The following is a 19,312-nucleotide window of genomic DNA, read 5'->3' as shown; positions in this document are numbered from 1 at the left end:
GCGTCGGTCCTCCGACGTAGCGGGGCGTTGGCGCTCCGGTCCCAGGTCCAGCTCGTCCGTGATGCTCGGGAGGGCGATCAACGGGTGCCCTCTGTTCAGGCTGCGGGCAGGGTGGAGCGGAGCGGGGTGGCCCCAGTCACGGCGGTGGCCGCGGACGGGCGTTCGCGCAGCAGCAGTCCGGCGGTGACCGCGACGGTCAGGGCGGTGAACCCGTGGACCCCGTACGCCGTACCCGCGGGACCGCCGCTGGTCAGGACGATCACCATGTCGCCGGCGGGGACGAAGGCGATCGCGGCCATCGCCCAGCCGAGGGCCCGCCGGTGTCCGGTGAGCAGCAGCGCCAGGACGACCAGGCCCGTCGCGATGTCCCGTACGCCCTTGACCGCTAGGAAGGCGGCGCCGTCGTGCTGCGGCCAGGTCGGAATGCCGAAGTCGGGGGCGGTGGCCTGCGGCGCGAGCAGGTAGCTGAGGCCGATGTAGAGGATGAACGCGGCGCCGAGGGCGGCCAGGGCGGTGGTGAGGTGCTTCAGGGACATGGGAGGGCTCCTGGGGTAGGAGGTGCAAGGGGGGTGACGGGTGAGGGCCGAAGGCGACCAACGAGGGTGACGGTCAGCTCGGAGTGCCCTGCCGGATGGCCCGCACCTTCAGGGCGTAGGCGGGGCGGCCGACGGCGTACCAGAGCAGGCGCGCCGCGGGCGGCAGCTTGGCGAGCATCGCCGCTTGCTCGGCCCGGTCGGCGTCCTCGAGGGCCATGCCGAGGAAGAACAGCAGCTTAGGCTTGGGCGTGTTCGACCTGAAGTGCTCGCCGAGCGCGCCCCATTCGTACGCGGACACGTGCCGCGCGGCGAGCGGGAGGAGCGAGCCCTCCTCGTCGTCCAGGTGCTCGACCAGCACCGCCCGGTGTTCGGCGAGAGCCGCCACGAGTGCGTCGCGCTCGAGCTCGCCGGCTCCGTTCTCCCAGGCGGGCAGGGCCTCCGAGGCGACCGCGAGGGTCGCGGCAACCCGCTCGTGCTGGGCCTCCATGCGCAGCACGAGGTCGGCTTCGAGATCGACACGGGCCAGCAGCAGCGGCCACAGGTGCTCGTCCTCGCCCTGGTGGTGATGGTGGAGCCCGAGCCGGTAGTCCCGGAAGTGGTCCGCGAGTACCCGGGCCCGGGCGGTCTCCCCGGGAGCCACCGCGGCGACCAGTTCCACCAGCAGCCGCGCCTCGCGGCGCAGACCGCGGTGGATCACCACCATCTCGTGGGTGTCGGGCCGGGCCCCTGCCGTGTGTTCGCGCCTCGTCTTCATGGGAAGAGACTCGCTCTCGGCCCATGGAAGGTTCTTGGAGGGCACTTGGAGGGAGAGGCGCGGACTTGGAAGTCTCCTCTGCCCTCATCTGGCTTTATCGAAGCCGAAGTTGATCGGTTTGGCTTAGGTTGGACACGTCATGGTGCACATACGAGTCCTCGGGTCCTGCACGGCCGAACGGGACGGCGAGTCGGTCCCGTTGGGCGGCCATCGCCAGCGTTCCGTCCTGGCCCTGCTCGTGTCGGAGCGCGGCCGGGTCGTATCGGTCGACCGGATGATCGAGGAACTCTGGCAGGGCGCGGCGCCCGCCCGCGCCGTTGCCTCGCTCCAGGCCTACGTCTCCAACCTGCGCCGGCTCCTCGAACCCGGCCGCGCACCGCGCACCCCCGCCCGGCTGTTGGTGAGTGCGCCCCCGGGGTACGCGCTGCGGTTGCCCGAGGACGCGGTCGACGCATGGCGGTTCGAACGGCTCCTCGGCGAGGCCCGTCAGCAGTCGGCCACCGAGCCGGACACCGCCCGGAAACTGCTCCGCGAGGCCCTGGCGCTGTGGCGGGGCCCGGCCTACGCGGACTGCGCCGACGAGCCGTGGAGCCACCCCGAGATCATGCGGCTCGGCGAACTCCGGCTGGCCGCCCGCGAACTCGCCGTCGCCGCCGAGCTCCGGGGCGCCGACATCGCCGAGGCCGTCTCCCAAGCGGCACTGCTCACGCGCGACGAACCGCTTCGGGAGGAGGCCTGGCGGCTGCACGCCCTCACGCTGTGGGCCTCCGGACGGCAGGCCGACGCGCTCGCGACGTTGCGCCGGGCGAGGGAAGTACTGGCCGAGGAGGCGGGCCTGGACCCGGGCCCGGCACTGGTCGAGCTGGAGGGAGCCATCCTGGCCCAGGACGACCGGCTCTTGCGGGAGGCCATGGATACGGGGCTCCCCGGCGGCGTGACGGTACGGCCGGCCGGCCCGGAGCCCACGGAGCCGGTGGCCAGGCGGTCGACGTCTGTTGAGCCGATTGAGCCGACGCCTCACCGACCGCTGCCGCACGAACCAGCACGCGGCGGACCGGCACACGGCGGCCCGGCCCACAGTGGCCCCGCGGTCGGCGCGCCGGTGGGCGATGGAGACCTCTTCGTCGGCCGGGACGAGGAACTCGGCCGGCTGTCAGCGGCGGCGCACCGCGCCCTGACCGCGGGCCCCGCCGTCGCCCTGGTCACCGGCGAAGCCGGACTCGGCAAGTCGGCCCTGCTGCACCGGCTCGCCGACCGGCTGCGCGCCGACGGCTGGCTCGTCGCCATCGGCCGCACCACCGACGCGGAGGGGGCGCCGCCCGCGTGGGCGTGGGTCGAGGCGCTGCGTACCGTTCAGGCCGCCGCTCCACCCGCGCCGGAGGCCGTCTGCGTACTCGCTCCGCTCCTCGCCGAGGGCACGCCCGCCGCCCCGCGGCCCGCCGGGGAGGACGCCGCAGCGGGGCGGTTCCGGCTGCACCGCACGGTCTGGCAGTGGCTGACGGAGGCGGCGCGGGAGCTGCCCGTCGCCATCGTGCTGGACGATCTGCACTGGGCCGACGCCGAGACGCTCGCGCTGCTGTCGGGCACGGCCGACCTGGTCCCGGGCACACCGCTGCTGGTCGTCGGCGCGTACCGCCCGGACGAGGTGGCGGGCAGGCTCGGCGACACCCTGGCCGGACTGGCGCGGCGCTCACCGGCCCGGATCGCCCTGCACGGGCTGGCCGAGGAGGCCGTGGCCGAGGTGGTCCGGGCGGTGGGCGGGCCCCGTGAGGTGGACTCGGACACGGTGGCCGCACTGACCGAACGGACCGGGGGAAACCCCTTCTACGTCCGCGAGAGCGCGAGGCTGCTGGGCAGCGAGGGCTCCCTCGTGGCGCTCTCCGAGGTGCCCGAGGGCGTACGCGACGTACTGCGCCGCCGGCTCGGGCGCCTCCCCGACGCGGTGGTCTCCGTACTGCGCCTGGCCGCCGTCGCGGGGCGGGAGTCCTCCGTCGAGGTCCTGGTCGAGTCGGCGGACGCCGACGAGGACTCCGTACTGGGCGCCCTGGAGGCCGGGCTGCTCGCCGGCCTGCTGATCGAACCGGATCCCGGGCGGATCCGGTTCGCGCACGCCCTCGTACGGGACACCCTGCTGGCCGATCTCAGCCATCTGCGCGCCTCGCGGATGCACGGGCGGATCGGCGCGAGTCTGGAGCGCCTCGGATCGGACGACGTCTCCGCGCTGGCCCGCCACTACGCACGCGCGGCCTCCGCCGCCACCGCGGCGAAAGCGGTGGACTACTGCCTGAAGGCGGCCGCCCTGGCGGAGAGCAGGTACGCCCACGACGTGGCCGCCTCGGTGCTCGCCGACGCGGTGGCCTGCGCCGACCGGGTCCCGGCGGCTGCCGGCGGCGACCGGGACACCGACCGCGCGGCCCTGCTGGGCCGGCTGGTCCGGGCCCAGGTGCGGGCGGGGGCGGTCATGGCAGCCCGCGAGACGCGGCGCACGGCGATCGACCGGGCGGTCGGCGCCGGGCGGGAGGACCTGCTCATCGACGCCTTCACGGCGTGGAGCGAGCCGACTCCGTGGCAGACCCGGCCCTACGGCACGATCGACGGGCCGGTGGTGGAGCTGCTCGAAGGCCTGCTGGAGCGGCCCGGCCTCGCACCCGCCGTACGGTGCCGCCTGCTGGGGGCGTACGTCGCCGAGCTGTCCGACGCGAAACTGCCGGCCGTACGGGCCGCGGCGCGCGAGGCGCTCGAGATCGCCGAGGACCTCGGCGACCCGGTGCTGCGGGCCGGGGCGCTCGCGTCGCTGGTCAAGGAGCTGGACGCGGACCTGGAATGGCCGGAGCGGGCCGCGCTCGGGCAGGAACTGGAGATGCTCGCCGCCACGCACGATCTGCCGGCCCACCAGTGGTACGGGATGTTCATCCGCGCCACCGCGCTGGGGGCGCAGGGCGACGTGGCCGGGGCGCACCGCCTTCTGGGGCAGTGCGCGGATTTCGCGACGGCCTACCGCATGCAGGGCCCTCTGGCCGTCGGGGAGACCGCGGCGGCGACCCTGGCCCACGTCGAGGGCAGGGCCGAGGAGGCGGAGCGCCGCTACCGGCAGTCGGCGGCGCTCATGACCCGCCAGGGTTCGCCGCACGCCGAGGGGATCCTCGTGATAGCGCTCGCCACCTTGCGGGCCAGCCAGGGGCGGCTCGCGGAAGCGCTGCCCTGGGTCCGGCAGGTGTACGCGGCGTTCGGCCCGACGGCGGGAGACCTGCTGGCGGCCGCACTGGCGGCCGCCGGGGAGGCGGAGGAGGCCCGGGAGATCCTGGCCCAGGCCGGTCCGCTGCGCACGGACTACCTCTTCAAGATCTTCGGGACCTTCCGGGCGATGACCCTGGTGCTGCTCGGCGAGCGAGAGGGCGCCGAGGAGCTGTACACGGCGCTGCTTCCCTACCGCGATGCCCCGCCGCCGTCGTCCGGCTTCACCGTGGCGGTCCGTCCGGTCGCCCGTACGCTCGGCGAACTGGCCACGCTCCTGGGCCTTGAGACCGAGGCGGCGGAACACTTCCGGCGGGCTCGGGCCATCGCGGAGCAGTGGCGCGGCCCGCAGGGGGCACCGGGGCCCGCGGGTGGGCACACCTCGGCCATTCATGACCTTCATGCCCCACCACGGGCGGCCAACGATGCTACAACTGGTTTGTGACCTCTCCTTGTAACCCGTACCGGGGACATCGGTGCGGTCACTGAACGGCAACCGACCCCGAAGCGTCGCCCGGCAGGTGTTCGTCCTCCAGGTGGCGATCGTGGTGCTGCTCTCCGCCGGTGCGGTGCTGGCGCTGGTGCTCCAGTCGCGCCACGACATCGACCGTGAGGCCCGCACCCGGTCCGTGGCGGTCGCCGAGACCTTCGCGCGTTCCCTCGGGCTCCAGGAAGCCCTCCGCTCCCCCGATCCCTCCGCGGTCCTCCAGCCGCTCGCCGAGTCGACGCGCAAGGCCGCCGGGGTGGACTTCATCGTCGTGATGGACACCCACGGGATCCGCTACACCCACCCCCTCCCCGACCGCATCGGCAAGCGGTTCGTGGGGACGATCGCGCCCTCGCTGGCCGGCCACGTGTACACCGAGAGCGTCGACGGTCCGCTGGGCAACGAGATCCAGGCCGTGGTTCCCGTGTTCTCCGCCGACGGCCGCGGCCGGGTCGTGGCGCTGGTGTCCGCCGGCCTCACGGTGAAGAACGTCACCGGTGTGGTCGACCGGCAGCTCCCCGTGTTCCTCGGCGTCAGCGCGGCCGGGCTCGCCCTGGCCACCGGGGGTGCGGCGCTGATCAGCAGACGCCTCAGGCGCCAGACACACGGGCTCGGCCCCCTGGAAATGACGCGGATGTACGAGCACCACGACGCGGTGCTGCACGCCGTCCGCGAGGGGGTCCTGATCACCGACGGCGCGGGCCGGCTCCTGCTCGCGAACGACGAGGCGAAGCGGCTCCTGCGGCTCTCCCCCGATGCCGAGGGATCACTCATCCGGGACCTGCCCGGCCTCGACCGGGGGGTGTCCGGCCTCCTGCTGTCCGGTCGGGAGGCCACCGACGAGGTGCACGAGGCCGGAGACCGGCTCCTGGTGATCAGCCAGAGGCCGACCCAGGCCGACGGCGGCCCCGAGGGGGCGGCGGTCACCATCCGTGACTCCACCGAGATGCGCGTGCTCAGCGCCCGGGCCGACGCCTCCCACAGGCGGCTGAGGCTGCTGTACGACGCCGGCACCGGCATCGGCACCACCCTCGACGTGGAGCGCACGGCCCAGGAGCTCGCCGACGTCGCCGTACCGCGCTTCGCGGACTTCGTGACCGTGGACCTGGCCGAGCCCGTGCTCCACGGGGACGAGCCCACCGCGGACGCGCCGATGCGCCGGGCCGGGGCCAGTGGCATCCGCAAGGACTCGCCCCTCTATCCCCGGGGCAGTCTGACCGGCTCCCTGCCCTCCGGACTGCAGGCGCGCGGCCCCGACAGCGGCCAGGCGGAGGTGGTGCCCGCCCTTTCCGACGCGCCCGGCTGGTACGCCCAGCACCCGCAGTGGGCCCAGGAGGTCATCGACTCCGGGATCCACTCCCTGATCACCGCTCCCCTGATGGCCCGCGGGGTCATGCTCGGCGTGGCCAACTTCTGGCGCTCGCAGAAGCCGGAGCCCTTCAACGAGGAAGACCTCTCGCTCGCCGAGGAGCTCGTCGCACGGGCGGGCATCACCATCGACAACGCCCGCCGCTACACCCGCGAGCACGCCCTGGCCGTGACGCTCCAGCACAGCCTGCTCCCGCGCGAGCTGCCCGAACAGAGCGCCGTGGAGGTGGCGCACTACTACCTGCCCGCTCACTCCGGAGTCGGCGGCGACTGGTTCGACGTGATCCCGCTTCCGGGCAGCAGGGTCGCCCTGGTCGTGGGTGACGTCGTCGGCCACGGACTGCGCGCCGCGGCCACCATGGGCCAGCTGCGTACGGCCGTCATCAACTTCTCCTCCCTGGACCTTCCTCCGGACGAGCTGCTGGCCCGCCTCGACGACCTCGTCCAGTACATCGACCAGAGCGGGGAGGGCGGCGTCACCGACGGCGAACTGATCGGAGCGACCTGCCTGTACGCCGTGTACGACGCGGTGACCCAGCGGTGCACGATGGCCCGCGCGGGGCACGTACCACCCTTCGTGGTGCGTCCCGACGGCTCGGCGGAGATGCCCGCCCTGCCTCCGGGCGCACCTCTCGGGCTGGGCGGGTTCCCCTTCGAGTCGGCGGAGCTGGACCTGAGCGAGGGCTCGCAGCTGGTGCTGTACACCGACGGCCTGATCGAGGACCCGGGCCGCGACATCGACGTGGGGCTCGAGCTGCTCCGCTCGGTGCTCTCCCACGCCGGCCGCGGGCCCGAGGAGACCTGCCGGGCGGTGATGAAGGAGCTGTTGCCGGTGCGCCCGAGGGACGACGTGGCCGTCCTCATCGCGCAGACGCACGCGCTGGGCGCGGACCGCATCGCCGACTGGGAGGTGCCGTTCGAGCCGACCGCCGTGGGGGGCGTACGGGCCCGCGCCGCGGAGAAGCTCGAGGAATGGGGGCTGTCCGAGCTCGCCTTCGCCACGGAGCTCGTCCTCAGTGAGCTCGTCACGAACGCCATCCTGCACGGCAGCGCACCGGTCCGCGTCCGGCTGCTGAACGACGGCAGGCTGCTGACCTGCGAAGTCTCCGACGGCAGCAGTACCTCACCGCACCTGCGGTACGCCGCGGCCACGGACGAAGGGGGTCGCGGGCTCTTCCTGGTGGCCCAGATCGGCGGCAGGTGGGGCACCCGGTACACGTCCACGGGGAAGATCATCTGGTCCGAGCAGCCGTTGCCCGCACACTGAGCGCGGACCGGCTCGCGGGGACACCGGGCGCAGCGCGCGAGGGCCGCATGGCCGCAGCCGCCGTCAGGGCTCGCGCAGGCGTAGGGCCAGGGCGGCGACGTCGTCCTCGAGGCGCCCTCTGCGATAGCGCAGCAGATCGCGGTGAAGAGCAGTGAGCAGTTCGCGGGGCGGTGTCGGGGGCTGCCCGCGCATCCACGCGGCCAGCGGGAAGAACTCGCCGTCCCGGGCGCGGGCCTCGGCGATCCCGTCGGTGTAGAGGAGCAGCAGGTCACCGGGGGCGAAGTCGAAGGTGTCGACGCTGTACTGACCCCCGATCAACTCCGCGAGGCTGATCAGCGGCGAGGTGGCCGCCGGGTCCAGGGCACGGAGTTCCCCGCGGCTGAGGAGCAGCGGCGGAGGGTGTCCGCAGTTGAGGATGTCGACGCGGTTGCCCTCGTGCGGGATCTGGACGAGGAGCGCGGTGGCGAACCGCTCCATCGGGCCCTCGGGCGGAAACGCGGCGTTGTACCGGGTGCTGCTGGCGTCCAGCCTGCGTGCGACGTCGACCATGTCGCTCTCGCCGTACGACGCCTCCCGGAAGGCGTTGACGATCGCCGCGGCCGATCCCACCGCCGGCAGGCCCTTGCCCCGCACGTCGCCGATGAGCAGCCTGATCCCGTACGGCGTGTCGACCACCTCGTAGAAGTCCCCGCCGATACGGGCCTCCGCGGCGGCCGCGAGGTACAGCGACTCGATCTCCAGGTTGCCCAGGCGGCGGGGCGGAGGGCTCAGCACGACCTGCTGCGCCGCGTCGGCGACGAGCCTCACCTGGAAGAGGGTGCGCTCGCGCTGGAGCCGGACGTGGCTCCCGTACGCGGCGGCCACGGTGACCGCGACGATTCCGCCGACCGTCCACCACGTTCCCAGATCGGGGAAGACGAGGCTGAGGCCGATCATCAGAAGAAGACAGACCGTGCCGAGGAGGATGGTGGGGAGGACCGGCCACATGGCGGCGGCCAGGGCCGGAGCGGCGGGCAGGAGGCGGCTGAAGGCCATTTCCGGCGGGGTGGTGTAAGCCAGGCCGGCGATGACGACGGTCAGGATGACCGGCGACAGCCGTACAAGTCTTCCCGGGCCTGGGCGCCTACGGCGCCGCAGCGCTCCAGACTCGATCACATTTCCCAGACTATCCACCCCGTGGAAGCACGGCATTCCGGCCGCCGGACCCGGCCGTCCGCTCATCCGCTCCACAGACGGCGGTGAGCCGGCGGGAAGCCTGTGTGCCGGCGTTCAGGAATGCGCGTGCGCGGATACGACCGACCGGGACAGCGCCGGGGCCAGCCAGCGGCCCAGGAAGGTGCGCAGCCGTTCCTCGTCCTCCGGGGCTTCCCTCGGGTGCTGCAGCAGCGACGTGAGGAGTCGCATGATCATCTCGGCCAGGCCGTTCAGGTCGTCCTCACCGATCCCGGCGGCGGCCCAGTCGACGGGAAAGCGCCGCAGCATCTCGGCGCCGTAGTCGATGGTGTCCTTGGTGGTGGCCCCGCGGCCGAACGCGCTCGGGTCTCCGCGTTGCAGCAGGAGGCTCAAACGCGGCTCGGTGGGGATGGTCCTCACGCAGAAGACCATCCCTTCGATCACGGCCTCCGCCGGGTCGGCGGTCCCTTGCAGGTGCGCGATCATGCGCTCGACGAAGGACTCGGCGCCCTGGGCCGCCACCTCACCGATGATGTCGCTGATGCTGCCGAAGTGACGGTAGACGGTCTGGCGGGTGACGCCGAGTTCGGCGGCGACGTCGGACAGGGTCGTCTTCGCGACGCCGTGCCTGTCGATGCAGCGGTCCGTCGCGTCGATGATGCGCTGCCGTGCCTCCGCGTCCGATGCGGGAGGCCTGCCTCCCCACCCGTGGTGCCCCATGCCCTCAGGATCGCACAGGCTCTGCGGCCGGTCGGGGCGTGGTCGCGCGGAGTACGGCCACGATGAGCCCGGCCGCGGCGACGGTGCACAGCGCCGCGTACCAGAGGCTGCCGATCGGCGTTCCCTGCTCGGTGATGCCGTCCACGGCGGCGAAGTAGGACGGCAACGCGACCGCCCAGAGGGCGATGTGGACGCCGAGGTAGAGCGCCGGATAGGTCCGCGCGAACAGTGGTGACACCACCGGGGCGGGATCGGTTCGCCGCGCGCGCCAGGCTTCGACGACGAGGTAGAGGCCCGCGATCCAGACCACGGCGAGCTCGGCGCCGAGGACGGCCTGCTGGATCCCGAGCTGGTCCGCGCCGCGGAAGGCGTTGCTGGGCACACCCGCGACCGTCATCGCCCACGGCGTCAGGACGCCGGCGGCGACGGTGCGCAGGGTGATCTGCCGGCCGGTGAGCGTGCCCCGGCCCTCCTTCGACCGGCCCTCCTTCGCGCCGACCAGCCGGACGACGAGGAAGGTCATCGCTCCGAAGGACACCGACGCGAACAGGAACATGCTGCCCATGGGGACGGAGGCGAGCGCCGGCTCGTTGATCATCTTGTTGTCCGTGTTCCAGGCCCACCACTTCAGCTGGGGTCCGAGCTGATCGAAGACCTCGTAGAACGCCTGGCAGGCGAACGCGACCGTCAGCGAACCGGCCAGGGGACCGCGCCGCGCGAAGACGCCGAGGGCACGGACGACCTCGTACGCGAGCTGCGACAGCGCCGGATAGAAGGCCACGATGTAGAGCGGCAGCCGGTCGTACATGAACTGCACGGTGAACACGTTGTGGGAGAAGATGAGCCCCACGCGTTCCTCCAGGCCGAACCAGCCCGGGAAGTACAGCGGCGGCTCGATCACCGCCAGGTAGACGACCGAGGTGAACCACAGCGAGATGTTGACCGGGTCGCCGTCGCGCCGCCACCGGCGCCACGCGTGCACGAGGGCGAAGACGGCGCCGCCGATGACGAGAAGCTCGAGGAACGGCATGGTGGCGTTCTCGAGACCGAAGGGGTTACGGAACTCCACGACGGGGCTGGCGTCACGGCAGGAGAAGCCGAGCCCTTCGGCGAGGCGCTCGGCGGCCGAGTCGCAGGAGTAGCTCATCGCTCGCTCCTCGGGCCGGTCGTCGACGTGGCGGTTGCGGCGAGCGGCTGCCGGCCGGTGCGGGCGTGGCCGGTGTAGTCGGTGCCGGGCGGGTCCTGCTGGTCGTCGAACCCTCCGGGCACGACCGTGCGTCCGAGCCGCTGCCGCACCTTGTAGCGCAGGATGCCGAACCAGAACCGCGGATCGGTGGTCATCTCCTTCAGCGACTTGTCGAGGTTGAAGACCTGGGCGAACGTCCGCTCCACGTACGCGTCTTCGCGGCTGGTGGCGTTGATGGCGTTGAAGACCGGCCAGCTGAGGCGGGCGGCCAGTCTGCGGCGCCAGGGGGCCACGACCTCGCTCCCGGTCGCGCAGTCGTAGGCCTGGTCGCGGGCCATGGCGAGCATCCAGGGCACGTCGAGTGACTTCTTCTGCCGGGTGAGGAACTCACGGAAGAAGTCGGAGTCGAGAGCCTCATGGTTTCGCAGCATCTCGGCGAGGATGAGCGCGGAACGGGCCGCCGAGCTCATCCCCTGGGCGTAGAACGGGTTGAACGCGCAGATCGAGTCGCCGACGCAGACCAGCCCGAGCGGTGGCCGGTCGAGGAGGTCGAAGCGGCGCCACTTGTTGCCGGTCGAACGGGTGAGGTGCACCTCGGAGGTCGGCGTGCAGGCGCGCGTCGCCCGGCCGAAGGCCGTGGCCCGTACGCGGTCCACCGCGGCCTCGAAGGCGTCGATCTCGCGCGGCATCCGCAGGCCCCAGGCCCCCATGCACACGATGGCGCGATCGCCCTCGATCGGGAAGAAGTTGCTGAGGAACTCGTGCTCCTCGGGATGGTCGCCGGTGTCCTGGGTCGGAGTGATGACCAGGTGCTTCCACCACCACGACTCCGGACGGCGTTCGACCGGCGGGAGGTCGTACCACCGCGAGGTGTAGGTGACCTTGGCGTCCAGGGTCTTCTCCGGCGGAGCCGGCCATCCGGCCGCACCGAGCCAGTCGGCCACCGAGGAGCCGCGCCCGAGCGCGTCCACGACCAGATCGGCGGAGAGGTGGCCCGTGTCGTCCCCCGCCCGGTACTCGACTCCCCCGATGCGCCCGCGCGCGGTGCCGCCCCCGCTGGAACGGAGCCCCGTGACGGTCACACCCTCGCGGATCTCGATGGCCGGGACTTCGCGCACCTTGTCGCGCAGGACCCGCTCGATGAGCACGCGCGAGCTGTAAACCATCGTCATCGAACCGGACTTGCGCGGGGCCCAGCCCTCGTCCTCGCAGTACGCCGCGTCCATCGACGGCATCAGGTGCATCCCGCCCGCGGCGATCAGCGCCTCTTCGAAGCCGGGGAAGATCTCACCGATCGCGCGGCGGCCGGAGTTGAGCAGGAAGTGCGGGTGCTTGCTCTGCGGCACCCCCCGCCGATGCTGCGCGTCCGGCGGAAGCAGGTCCCGCTCCAGGACGATCACCTCGTCGAAATGCCGCGCAAGCACTCCCGCCGCGCACAGCCCCGCCACGCTGCCGCCGAGCACCACGGCCGTCTTTCCTCGCATCTTCCCTCCATTCATACACTGATCGAGTGAATGTATGACCAGGGGCGGGAAGCTAACAGGCGCGGGCCGAAATGGCCATGCCTTCCCCGGGATGCCGGGCGGGACGGGCGGGAGTCGGGCGTACCCCGTGCCGTGACGGTCCGATGCCGCGCGGGCAGCATGGCCCTGTGGATCTTTCTGCGGGGCCGGCCGACTGGACGCACTGGGATGGCGCCGCGTCGCAGTTGGAGAGCCGGCGCCGAGGACCAGGGTGCGCAGCAGGGTCAACGCCAGGAGTCAGACGTCCGCCGGCCAGGTCCAGGTCCAGGGCCGCAGCCGTAGCCGTAGCCGTAGCCGTAGCCGTAGCCGTAGCCCATGGTCGCGTCGAACGCCGGTACCGGCAGCGCCGGAGTGGGGCGTCGGTGACGCACCGGACACCGGTCAGTGGGCGAGTACGTGGCCGTCGTGGGGGCGGTGGTCGCGGGAGCGGCGCAGGTCGGTGGTGACGTAGGTGCGTTGCAGCCAGCGGTCCGCGCCGTCGTAGCGGGGGTGGAATGCGGTGCGGCCGTGGACGGTGACGCGGTTGTCGATGACGACCAGGTCGCCCGGATTCAGGCGCAGGGTGCGGGCGGTCGCCTCGCAGGCGCGGCCGAACTCGGTCAGCGCCGCGGCGGCCCGGGGGGTGAGCGGGGTGGTGACGAGTTGGGCCATGCGTATGTCGGGGTCCTCGACCGCTCCCGACAGCACCCCGCGGGGCTCGACGCCGTGCGCACTCGCGGCAGCGTCGCGGCCGAAGGAAGGCGGTGGTGTGGTGATGAACTCCGGTGCGAACAGGGCCTCGCGACTGGCCGGAGTGAGGAGCGGCAGCGCTTGGCGGATGCCGGCTACGCGCATGCCGGCGATCTTGTCGTGGTCGGAGCGCAGGCACAGGAAGATCACGTAGTCCGGCGGGTGGGGGTGGAAGCCGTTCTCGGTGTGGAAGGACAGCGGGACCGATCCGGCGTTGCCGTGGAAGGTCTCCTGCCCGGGCACGGGTACGACGTCCTGTACGAGGGCGCCGGATTTCTCGGCCCGGTAGGCGAGCGGCTCGCCGAGCCCGCACGCCACCATGGTGAGCACTGCTGCCGGGACGGTGGCCCTGCGCTGGACCGAACCGGGGACGGACGGAGTAGCGGGCAGGGCCTTCCGATCGACGGGCAGGCCACCGATCACCAGGGTGCCGGGCGGGCCGGAGTGCCTTCGGAATCGGCGCACCTCACGGCGCAGCGCGTGCGGAAGGTCCTCCCAGGCGTCCCGGGCCCGGGCCACCCACTCGGGGTCGTCGACCTGGTCGTGCTCGCCGGCGCACAGGGTACGGGCCAGTTCCTCGCACGCGCCGGCATCGGCCGGGTCGAGTGACCAGTCGGCGGCGACGGCAGGGCTTCGGGTGGTGCCGGGCGTCGTCTGGGTCATCAGGCTCTCCTGCCGGAGGTGTGGGCGGCGGACACGCGGACTCACGAGTGGCGCAGGCCGGCCACGGCGTCGGCGATGTAGTGGTCCCCGAAGCGGATCAGGGAGGCGTACTGGGCCGCGCGGCGATGGCGCATGAGCCGTAGTTCGGCGACGGCGTTGTCGGGGCCCTCCGGCTTCTGGGCGATGGAACGACGCAGGTGCACCATCGAGTACGCGAGGGTGACGTGCCGTTCGCCGTCGACGATGTCGGCTTCCAGGAGCGCGCCCCGCGCCTCGGCCAGCTCCGGGGCGCGGTCCGCCAACTTCTCGTAGGAGTCGGGAACCACGGACAGCAGCTCCTTCATCGCCGCCCGGAACAGCTTGTATCCGCGATGCTGGCGCCCGCTCAACGGGACGTCCACCGACGGGGGCGCCATGGTGTGGCGGATCGACGCCATGTAGTAGTCGGCCGGGACCGTACTCGCGTGGGTCATGGCCGCCGGGAAGCCCCGTACGTACGTCGTCGCGTCTGCCAGCCGCGGCAGCGCGGCATCCCAGTCCCCTTGCCGTAGACGGCGGGTGGCGTCGGCCACGGCGACGGCGGCGCAGATGTTGAACAGGACGTGGACCTGGTGCCCGATGAGCCACCGAGCACTCCACACGCTCTCCATCGACTCCGCCGCAGCAGGATCGGGCTCCGGCTCGGCCACCAGCGGTACGGGGTCAAGGTCGGCGCCCGGCTCCGCGCCGGTGAGGTCGAGCACCGCCTGGCGCATCCCGGCCGCCTCCAGCGCCAGGTCGGCGCCCGACAGCGGAGCCTCACACAGGTCTTCCAGTCCGCGGTGGACGACCAGGACACCGTGCAGGGCGGACTGCTGATCCGACAGCTCCCGCTCGCGGACCCGGAAGAAGGACTGACTGGTCGACTCCGCCGGCAGTTCGTCGCCGACCACGGCCGGAGCCAGGGCCGACAGCGCGGCCACCAACTCGCCGGCAGCCGCGGCGGCCTGCCGCAGTGCGAGGGTCCGCTCCACGGGTCTGGCATGGGTGGCCAACCCCGCCAGCACGCGCGCGGTGCGCTTCGCCTCGGCATCGACCCGGGCGCCCAGCACCGGGACGGACCGCCCGCCTCGGGGTTCACGGAAAACAGCGACAGCAGGATGACCGGCGACCGGCGATAAGCCCATGGTGGAAGTACTTCGCCAAGAACACTCCACGCGAAACCCGATCGGCGGATCATTCCTGCGCGGTGCCGCTGGGCACGGTGCGCGATGCGCGTTGCACTGGGCGCGGTGCGCTGGGCGCGGTGCGCGGTGCACTGGGCGCCGTCCGCTTGACTTGGCCGGCGAGGCCCGCCGCGATGCCTGCGGCAGCGGGCTCCGCGTCCCCCGCGAGCTCTACTGCGAGATTTCCGCGTGCTGCCGCTCGGATGCCTGCGAGGCCTCGGCTTCTTCCTTCACCCGGGTGATCCGTGCGTTGTTCAGGACCGGCAGCACGAGGAGGGCAGTGACGGCCATCGCCGCTCCGGCCGCGTAGAAGGAGGCCGGGACCCCGAAGGATTTGGCCAGCAGGCCTCCGGCGATCCCGCCGATGCTGAAGGAACCGACCGCGAGGGCGCGGTACACGGACGTGACCCGTCCCATCAGTTCGTTCGGGACGATCTGCTGTCGCAGCGTGACGACGTGGATGGTCTGCACGAGGACGGCGAATCCGTCGATCGCCATGAACGCGACCGTGACGGCCGGGTTGACGGCCAGGCCCATGCCGGCCGTGGACGCCGCCGAGACCAGGTTCGTGACGAGGATCAGGGTGCCGGGACGGAGCCATTCCCCGACCTTTCCGGCTGCCATACCGCCCAGGACCGCGCCTACGGCACCCGCGGCGAGCAGGACTCCGTAGCCGCTTTCCGATACCCCGAGTTCCTCCTGCGCGAGCAGTACGAGGATTCCGTAGCTCGCCGCGCCGGCCGCGTTCCCCACCGCGGCGACCAGGCTCATCGCCCGGAGCGTGGGCGAGGACCAGTACCACCGGGCACCGACGGCGATGTCCTCCCTGACGCTCCTCACCGTCAGCGGCTCGTACTCCGGCTGCTGGTGGCGGCCGACTTCCGCGGGGATCAGGGCGAGCAGGCCCACGGCGGCCAGGTAGCCCGCCGTGCCCAGGGCGAAGGGTGCGCATGCGGCCGCGGCGAAGAGGAATCCACCGATCGGGGGGCCGACGAACTCGTTGCAGATGACGTACGTGGTCTGCAGTCTGCCATTGGCCCGGGCCAGGTCCTTCGGCTCGACGAGCGTCGGCAGCCACGCGGCCGTCGAACTGTCGTACAGGGTTTCGGCCGTGCCGATCGCGAAGAAGACCACGTACAGCAGCGGCATCGACATGGCGTCGCAGACCACCGCGACCAGCAGGGTCGCGAAAGCCGCCGCGCGGATCCAGTTCGCCGCCTGCGTGACGCGGCGGCGGTCGAGCCGGTCGGCCAGAGCCCCCGATATGAAGGCCAGGAACAGCCAGGGAGCCCGCTGAACCACGGTGATACCGGCGATCAGGGCCGGGTCACGGGTGATGCTGACCGCGAGCAGCGGTGCGGCGGCCAGGCTGATCCCGTCCGAGAGGTTCGACGTGGCCGTCGCCAGCCACAGTCCTCGGAACCGCCTGACATCAGATGCGGGTTTCATTTCGGATTTTCCTCACAAGAGGCCGCGCCGGTCAATTCACCGGACAGATCGACCACAGCTGACGAGCGCGCACAGTCAGCACAGACGGGCCGGGCTCTTGATCGTCGCTCATGGTAAACGCGGCGAGCCCTGAGCGCATGCGAAATAGTCACCGAGAGCTGCGGATCACCCCCGCGAGAGCGAGCACGATTGCTGAACTCATCGCGGATTCCGGCCCGTTGCGGCATCAGCACCAGGAGATCCCGTCCTGCGGCGCGTGCGCATCGGCGAGCAGGCCAGGTCGTCCGCGCCCACCCGTCGGTTCCTGCGGCTCGACGTGTGCCCAGTCCGCTCCACGGCTCGCCGGACGGCGGCGCCACCTCCGCCGAGTCGGGGGAGGGGAGGCGCTCCGATCGACGCCCGCCTGCTGAAATAATCTCTTCCCGACCTCACGCCGAGGTCGGGACGGGCTCCCCGTCGATGACGCGCGAGGACGAACGAGGACGAGAGCATGCCGAAGTGGACCGCGCCGTCCGTCGCCCGCACCTTGGCTCGTGACGTCCTGGGAGATCGATTCACCGTCCGTGGCGCTACCTGCTCCTTGGACGGACCCATCACCTCCGTGCTGATCGTGAAGCGGACCACCGGGTCGGTGCTGGAGCCGGGAAGAGGTCCGGTCGAATTCCCCGCAGTCACGATCACCCTCGATGTGTCGGTAGATTTTCCGGACAAGGCCATTGATCGATTCGCACAGTTCGGCTTCTGGGTTCTGCTGAGAACCTCCCTTCACGTGGATGACAAGGGACGCCCGGAACACTCCGAGTACAGAATCAACGACCGCGACCACACCCTTCCGGATGAGATCTCGCAGGACGTGAGGAAAGCGCTGCGCCTCCTGACGGTCAGCCCGTCCGAGCTTGTCGACCTCATGTCGATCAGCGAGGACAGAATCACATTCGGCGAAATGAACCTGACCGTCTATTCGCGGAACACGCAGAGCCGAATCATCAAGGCCTATTTGATGGCCCGGAAACTGGGTCTCCATGACGCCTCGCAGCGGATCGTGGACACGTTCAGGAAGACCGCCGAGAAGCAGCGGCTCAAGGAGGAGCGGCTCGAGACGCTCGCCGACTACAGCCTCGCCGGGTTCGACGTCTCCGAGCTGAAATCCGCCCTCTCTGGCACCTGACCACGAAGATCGACGATCCCAGCCGCGACCCTGCCGCCGGCGATGTCCTGCCCATCCCCGGTCAGACACTGCCCGGACCGTCAGGCACAGGAAACCGGCCACGGCCGCGTCGACCGCGCCCCATCCCCCCCTTCCGGTACTCCCTTGGGAGGCCGGTCACTTCCGCTCGTAGTGTGTTCGTGCCGTGCAGCGGGCAGGAGTCGCCCCGCGGTCACGAGCAGTCGAACCAGTGTCCGACGGGGCGCTCGGGGCAGGTACGGCACTCGAAGATGTAGACGCCTCCGGCGTCGCCGAGGCACAGCTCGGCGGGGTTGTGGGCGTCGCCTTTCCATCGCCGACCGCCCGATGCGCTCTCGTCGGCCCGGTCCTCATCGGGGAGCCACGTGCGCCAGGACTCGCCGTCGAATTCCCAGCTGGACACGGTCAGAAGATGCTCCATCCTGCTGCCGCACCCTCCGCAGTCGGGCCATACCGGTTCTTGCGTCCAGCCCGGGTAGCCTCCCAGCTTGATCCCTGGCGCCTCCGCGAGATGGTAGGAATACCGCAGGCCGGCTTCATCGAGCAGTGCGTCGAAGCGGCCTCTGAGCGCGCCGTGGAGCTCGTCAGGAAGGTCCCAACTCGGGTACTCGGTCACCTGCTCGGGGTGAACCACACAGCGTCCCGGATACCACTTCTCGGGAAGCCCGGCCGCCGGCTCCGGGGTTGGCAGTACGTCGCCGACCGCACTGGAGTCCCGCCAGTGGACGTGCGGCAGGGGATAGCAGAACTCGCCGTGGCCGTAGGGGCACCACAGCACCTGCAGCAGGTCTGTGCCCTCGGGGAAAGGTACGCCGGGCGCGTCGGCACGACGGACCTGCACGATGGGAACCATGGATACAGCAGGCTCCGGCCGGCTGGTGGTGATCATCCTGTAGTCGTAGTGCTCTTCCCGGCACACCGGCCACGGCTCGGCGGCAGGCCACAGCAGGGGACCTCCGACGGAGCTGTCCTCGCACGTAGGTGACCCGGGACGTGGGTGCAGGCGGACGGACTCGCGGCGGAAGGGGAGCAGCTCAGGGAAGAGGCTCTCCATGTTGACGGGGCGATCAGGTGTGTGGCGGGACATACGCAGGACTTTAGAACTGAGGTACGACATCCGGCCCGCCGGGCACATGACGGTCGGCTCGTGGCCGGTGCCTGTCACCACCTGACGCCGGCCTGGCTCCCGCAGACGGGATCTCGCTCCCCCGGCAGCGTGGATTCGCCGCCGAACGAAGCACCCCGGCCGTGCATGGCGGATCACTCCGCACGGAATACGCGATCCGGGCGAAGGCCGCCGGACCCGGAGCCCTCCTGGTCCCGCAGGGCCGTACGCGCTGCGGCTCCGCCGTGTGGCGCGGCGCGTGCCTGGTGGCGGGGTTACCGTCATGGCATGACTGCTGATTCCCTGCGCTCCGTCACCGTAGAACGGACCGGTCCGGGCATGTTCACCGCCACCAACTCCCGCGGCGACACGATCACCTTCGGCACCGGATCCGACGGCGGCTTCACCCCCGTCGAGCTCCTCCTCGCCGCGATCGGCGGCTGCTCCGCGGCCGACGTGGACGTCGCGACGTCCCGGCACGCCGAACCCACCGAGTTCTCCGTCGCCGTCGACGGACACAAGGTCGAAAATGCGGGCGGCAACATCATGACCGACCTGGCGGCCGCCTTCACCGTCCGCTTCCCCGAAGGCGAAGCGGGCGACCGGGCCCGAGCGATCCTGCCGCGGGCCTCCTCGTAGGAGGTGACGACGCCGCCCGCGCCCGGGTGGGGGCGGCCGATCGCGACGAGCCCGTGGTCGTCGGACGCCGCGCGCGCCTGTGTGGCGA

13 protein-coding genes and 2 pseudogenes are annotated in these 19,312 nt (G+C 71.6%); 4 read left to right on the top strand and 11 right to left on the bottom strand.

Going from position 1 to position 19,312, the window contains the following annotated elements; genetic code table 11:
- Positions 1-95: 95 nt before the first annotated feature.
- Both ACWGDE_RS21225 and ACWGDE_RS21220 read right to left on the bottom strand, forming a co-directional pair.
- Complete coding sequence (locus tag ACWGDE_RS21225) at positions 96-536, bottom strand: DUF4267 domain-containing protein (protein ID WP_453390551.1); 441 nt, start codon at positions 534-536, stop codon at positions 96-98.
- 73 nt (positions 537-609) lie between these two features.
- The gene (locus ACWGDE_RS21220) at positions 610-1,290 is read right to left on the bottom strand and encodes a hemerythrin domain-containing protein (RefSeq protein WP_453390550.1); all 681 of its coding nucleotides are present in this window, start codon (positions 1,288-1,290) and stop codon (positions 610-612) included.
- A gap of 139 nt (positions 1,291-1,429) precedes the next feature.
- On the opposite strand from ACWGDE_RS21220, the gene ACWGDE_RS21215 reads away from it, so the two are divergent.
- The gene (locus tag ACWGDE_RS21215) at positions 1,430-4,969 is read left to right on the top strand and encodes a BTAD domain-containing putative transcriptional regulator (RefSeq protein WP_453390549.1); all 3,540 of its coding nucleotides are present in this window, start codon (positions 1,430-1,432) and stop codon (positions 4,967-4,969) included.
- Between the two features lie 31 nt (positions 4,970-5,000).
- Positions 5,001-7,646 carry a SpoIIE family protein phosphatase gene (locus ACWGDE_RS21210; protein WP_453390548.1) on the top strand — a complete coding sequence of 882 codons (2,646 nt, stop codon included), beginning with the start codon at positions 5,001-5,003 and terminating at the stop codon, positions 7,644-7,646.
- A 63-nt stretch (positions 7,647-7,709) separates the two neighbouring features.
- On the opposite strand, the gene ACWGDE_RS21205 is transcribed toward ACWGDE_RS21210, so the two are convergent.
- The 7 genes from ACWGDE_RS21205 to ACWGDE_RS21175 form a co-directional block, all read right to left on the bottom strand.
- The gene (locus ACWGDE_RS21205) at positions 7,710-8,801 is read right to left on the bottom strand and encodes a PP2C family protein-serine/threonine phosphatase (RefSeq protein WP_453390547.1); all 1,092 of its coding nucleotides are present in this window, start codon (positions 8,799-8,801) and stop codon (positions 7,710-7,712) included.
- A gap of 114 nt (positions 8,802-8,915) precedes the next feature.
- Entirely contained in the window at positions 8,916-9,539 is a 624-nt protein-coding gene (locus ACWGDE_RS21200) for a TetR/AcrR family transcriptional regulator (protein WP_453390546.1), read from the bottom strand.
- Between the two features lie 4 nt (positions 9,540-9,543).
- Positions 9,544-10,686: a hypothetical protein gene (locus tag ACWGDE_RS21195; RefSeq protein WP_453390545.1), complete on the bottom strand. Its 1,143-nt coding sequence runs from the start codon at positions 10,684-10,686 to the stop codon at positions 9,544-9,546.
- Complete coding sequence (locus ACWGDE_RS21190) at positions 10,683-12,209, bottom strand: FAD-dependent oxidoreductase (RefSeq protein ID WP_453390544.1); 1,527 nt, start codon at positions 12,207-12,209, stop codon at positions 10,683-10,685. Before ACWGDE_RS21190 ends, ACWGDE_RS21195 begins: the two co-directional genes overlap by 4 nt.
- Positions 12,210-12,629: 420 nt before the next feature.
- On the bottom strand, positions 12,630-13,640 hold the full coding sequence (locus ACWGDE_RS21185; protein WP_453390543.1) for a TauD/TfdA family dioxygenase: 1,011 nt from the start codon (positions 13,638-13,640) through the stop codon (positions 12,630-12,632).
- Positions 13,641-13,681: 41 nt separating this feature from the next.
- Complete coding sequence (locus tag ACWGDE_RS21180; protein ID WP_453390542.1) at positions 13,682-14,731, bottom strand: hypothetical protein; 1,050 nt, start codon at positions 14,729-14,731, stop codon at positions 13,682-13,684.
- A 285-nt stretch (positions 14,732-15,016) separates the two neighbouring features.
- Positions 15,017-16,294: an MFS transporter gene (locus tag ACWGDE_RS21175; RefSeq protein ID WP_453390541.1), complete on the bottom strand. Its 1,278-nt coding sequence runs from the start codon at positions 16,292-16,294 to the stop codon at positions 15,017-15,019.
- Positions 16,295-16,784: 490 nt separating this feature from the next.
- On the opposite strand from ACWGDE_RS21175, the gene ACWGDE_RS21170 reads away from it, so the two are divergent.
- Positions 16,785-17,462: a hypothetical protein gene (locus ACWGDE_RS21170; RefSeq protein ID WP_453390540.1), complete on the top strand. Its 678-nt coding sequence runs from the start codon at positions 16,785-16,787 to the stop codon at positions 17,460-17,462.
- A 211-nt stretch (positions 17,463-17,673) separates the two neighbouring features.
- Here the strand turns inward: ACWGDE_RS21170 and ACWGDE_RS21165 are convergent, their stop codons facing one another.
- The gene (locus ACWGDE_RS21165) at positions 17,674-18,369 is read right to left on the bottom strand and encodes a DUF1963 domain-containing protein (protein ID WP_453390539.1); all 696 of its coding nucleotides are present in this window, start codon (positions 18,367-18,369) and stop codon (positions 17,674-17,676) included.
- A 504-nt stretch (positions 18,370-18,873) separates the two neighbouring features.
- Here ACWGDE_RS21165 and ACWGDE_RS21160 point away from each other — a divergent pair.
- Positions 18,874-19,215 (top strand): annotated as a pseudogene (locus ACWGDE_RS21160) (OsmC family protein); the annotation flags it as partial.
- On the opposite strand, the pseudogene ACWGDE_RS21155 reads toward ACWGDE_RS21160, so the two are convergent.
- Positions 19,212-19,312, bottom strand: a pseudogene (locus ACWGDE_RS21155) (PucR family transcriptional regulator); the annotation flags it as partial. The pseudogenes ACWGDE_RS21160 and ACWGDE_RS21155 sit on opposite strands and share 4 nt — an antisense overlap.

The organism is Streptomyces sp. NPDC054956 (genome assembly GCF_053609185.1).
This window is presented reverse-complemented; position numbering and strand designations above follow the sequence as displayed.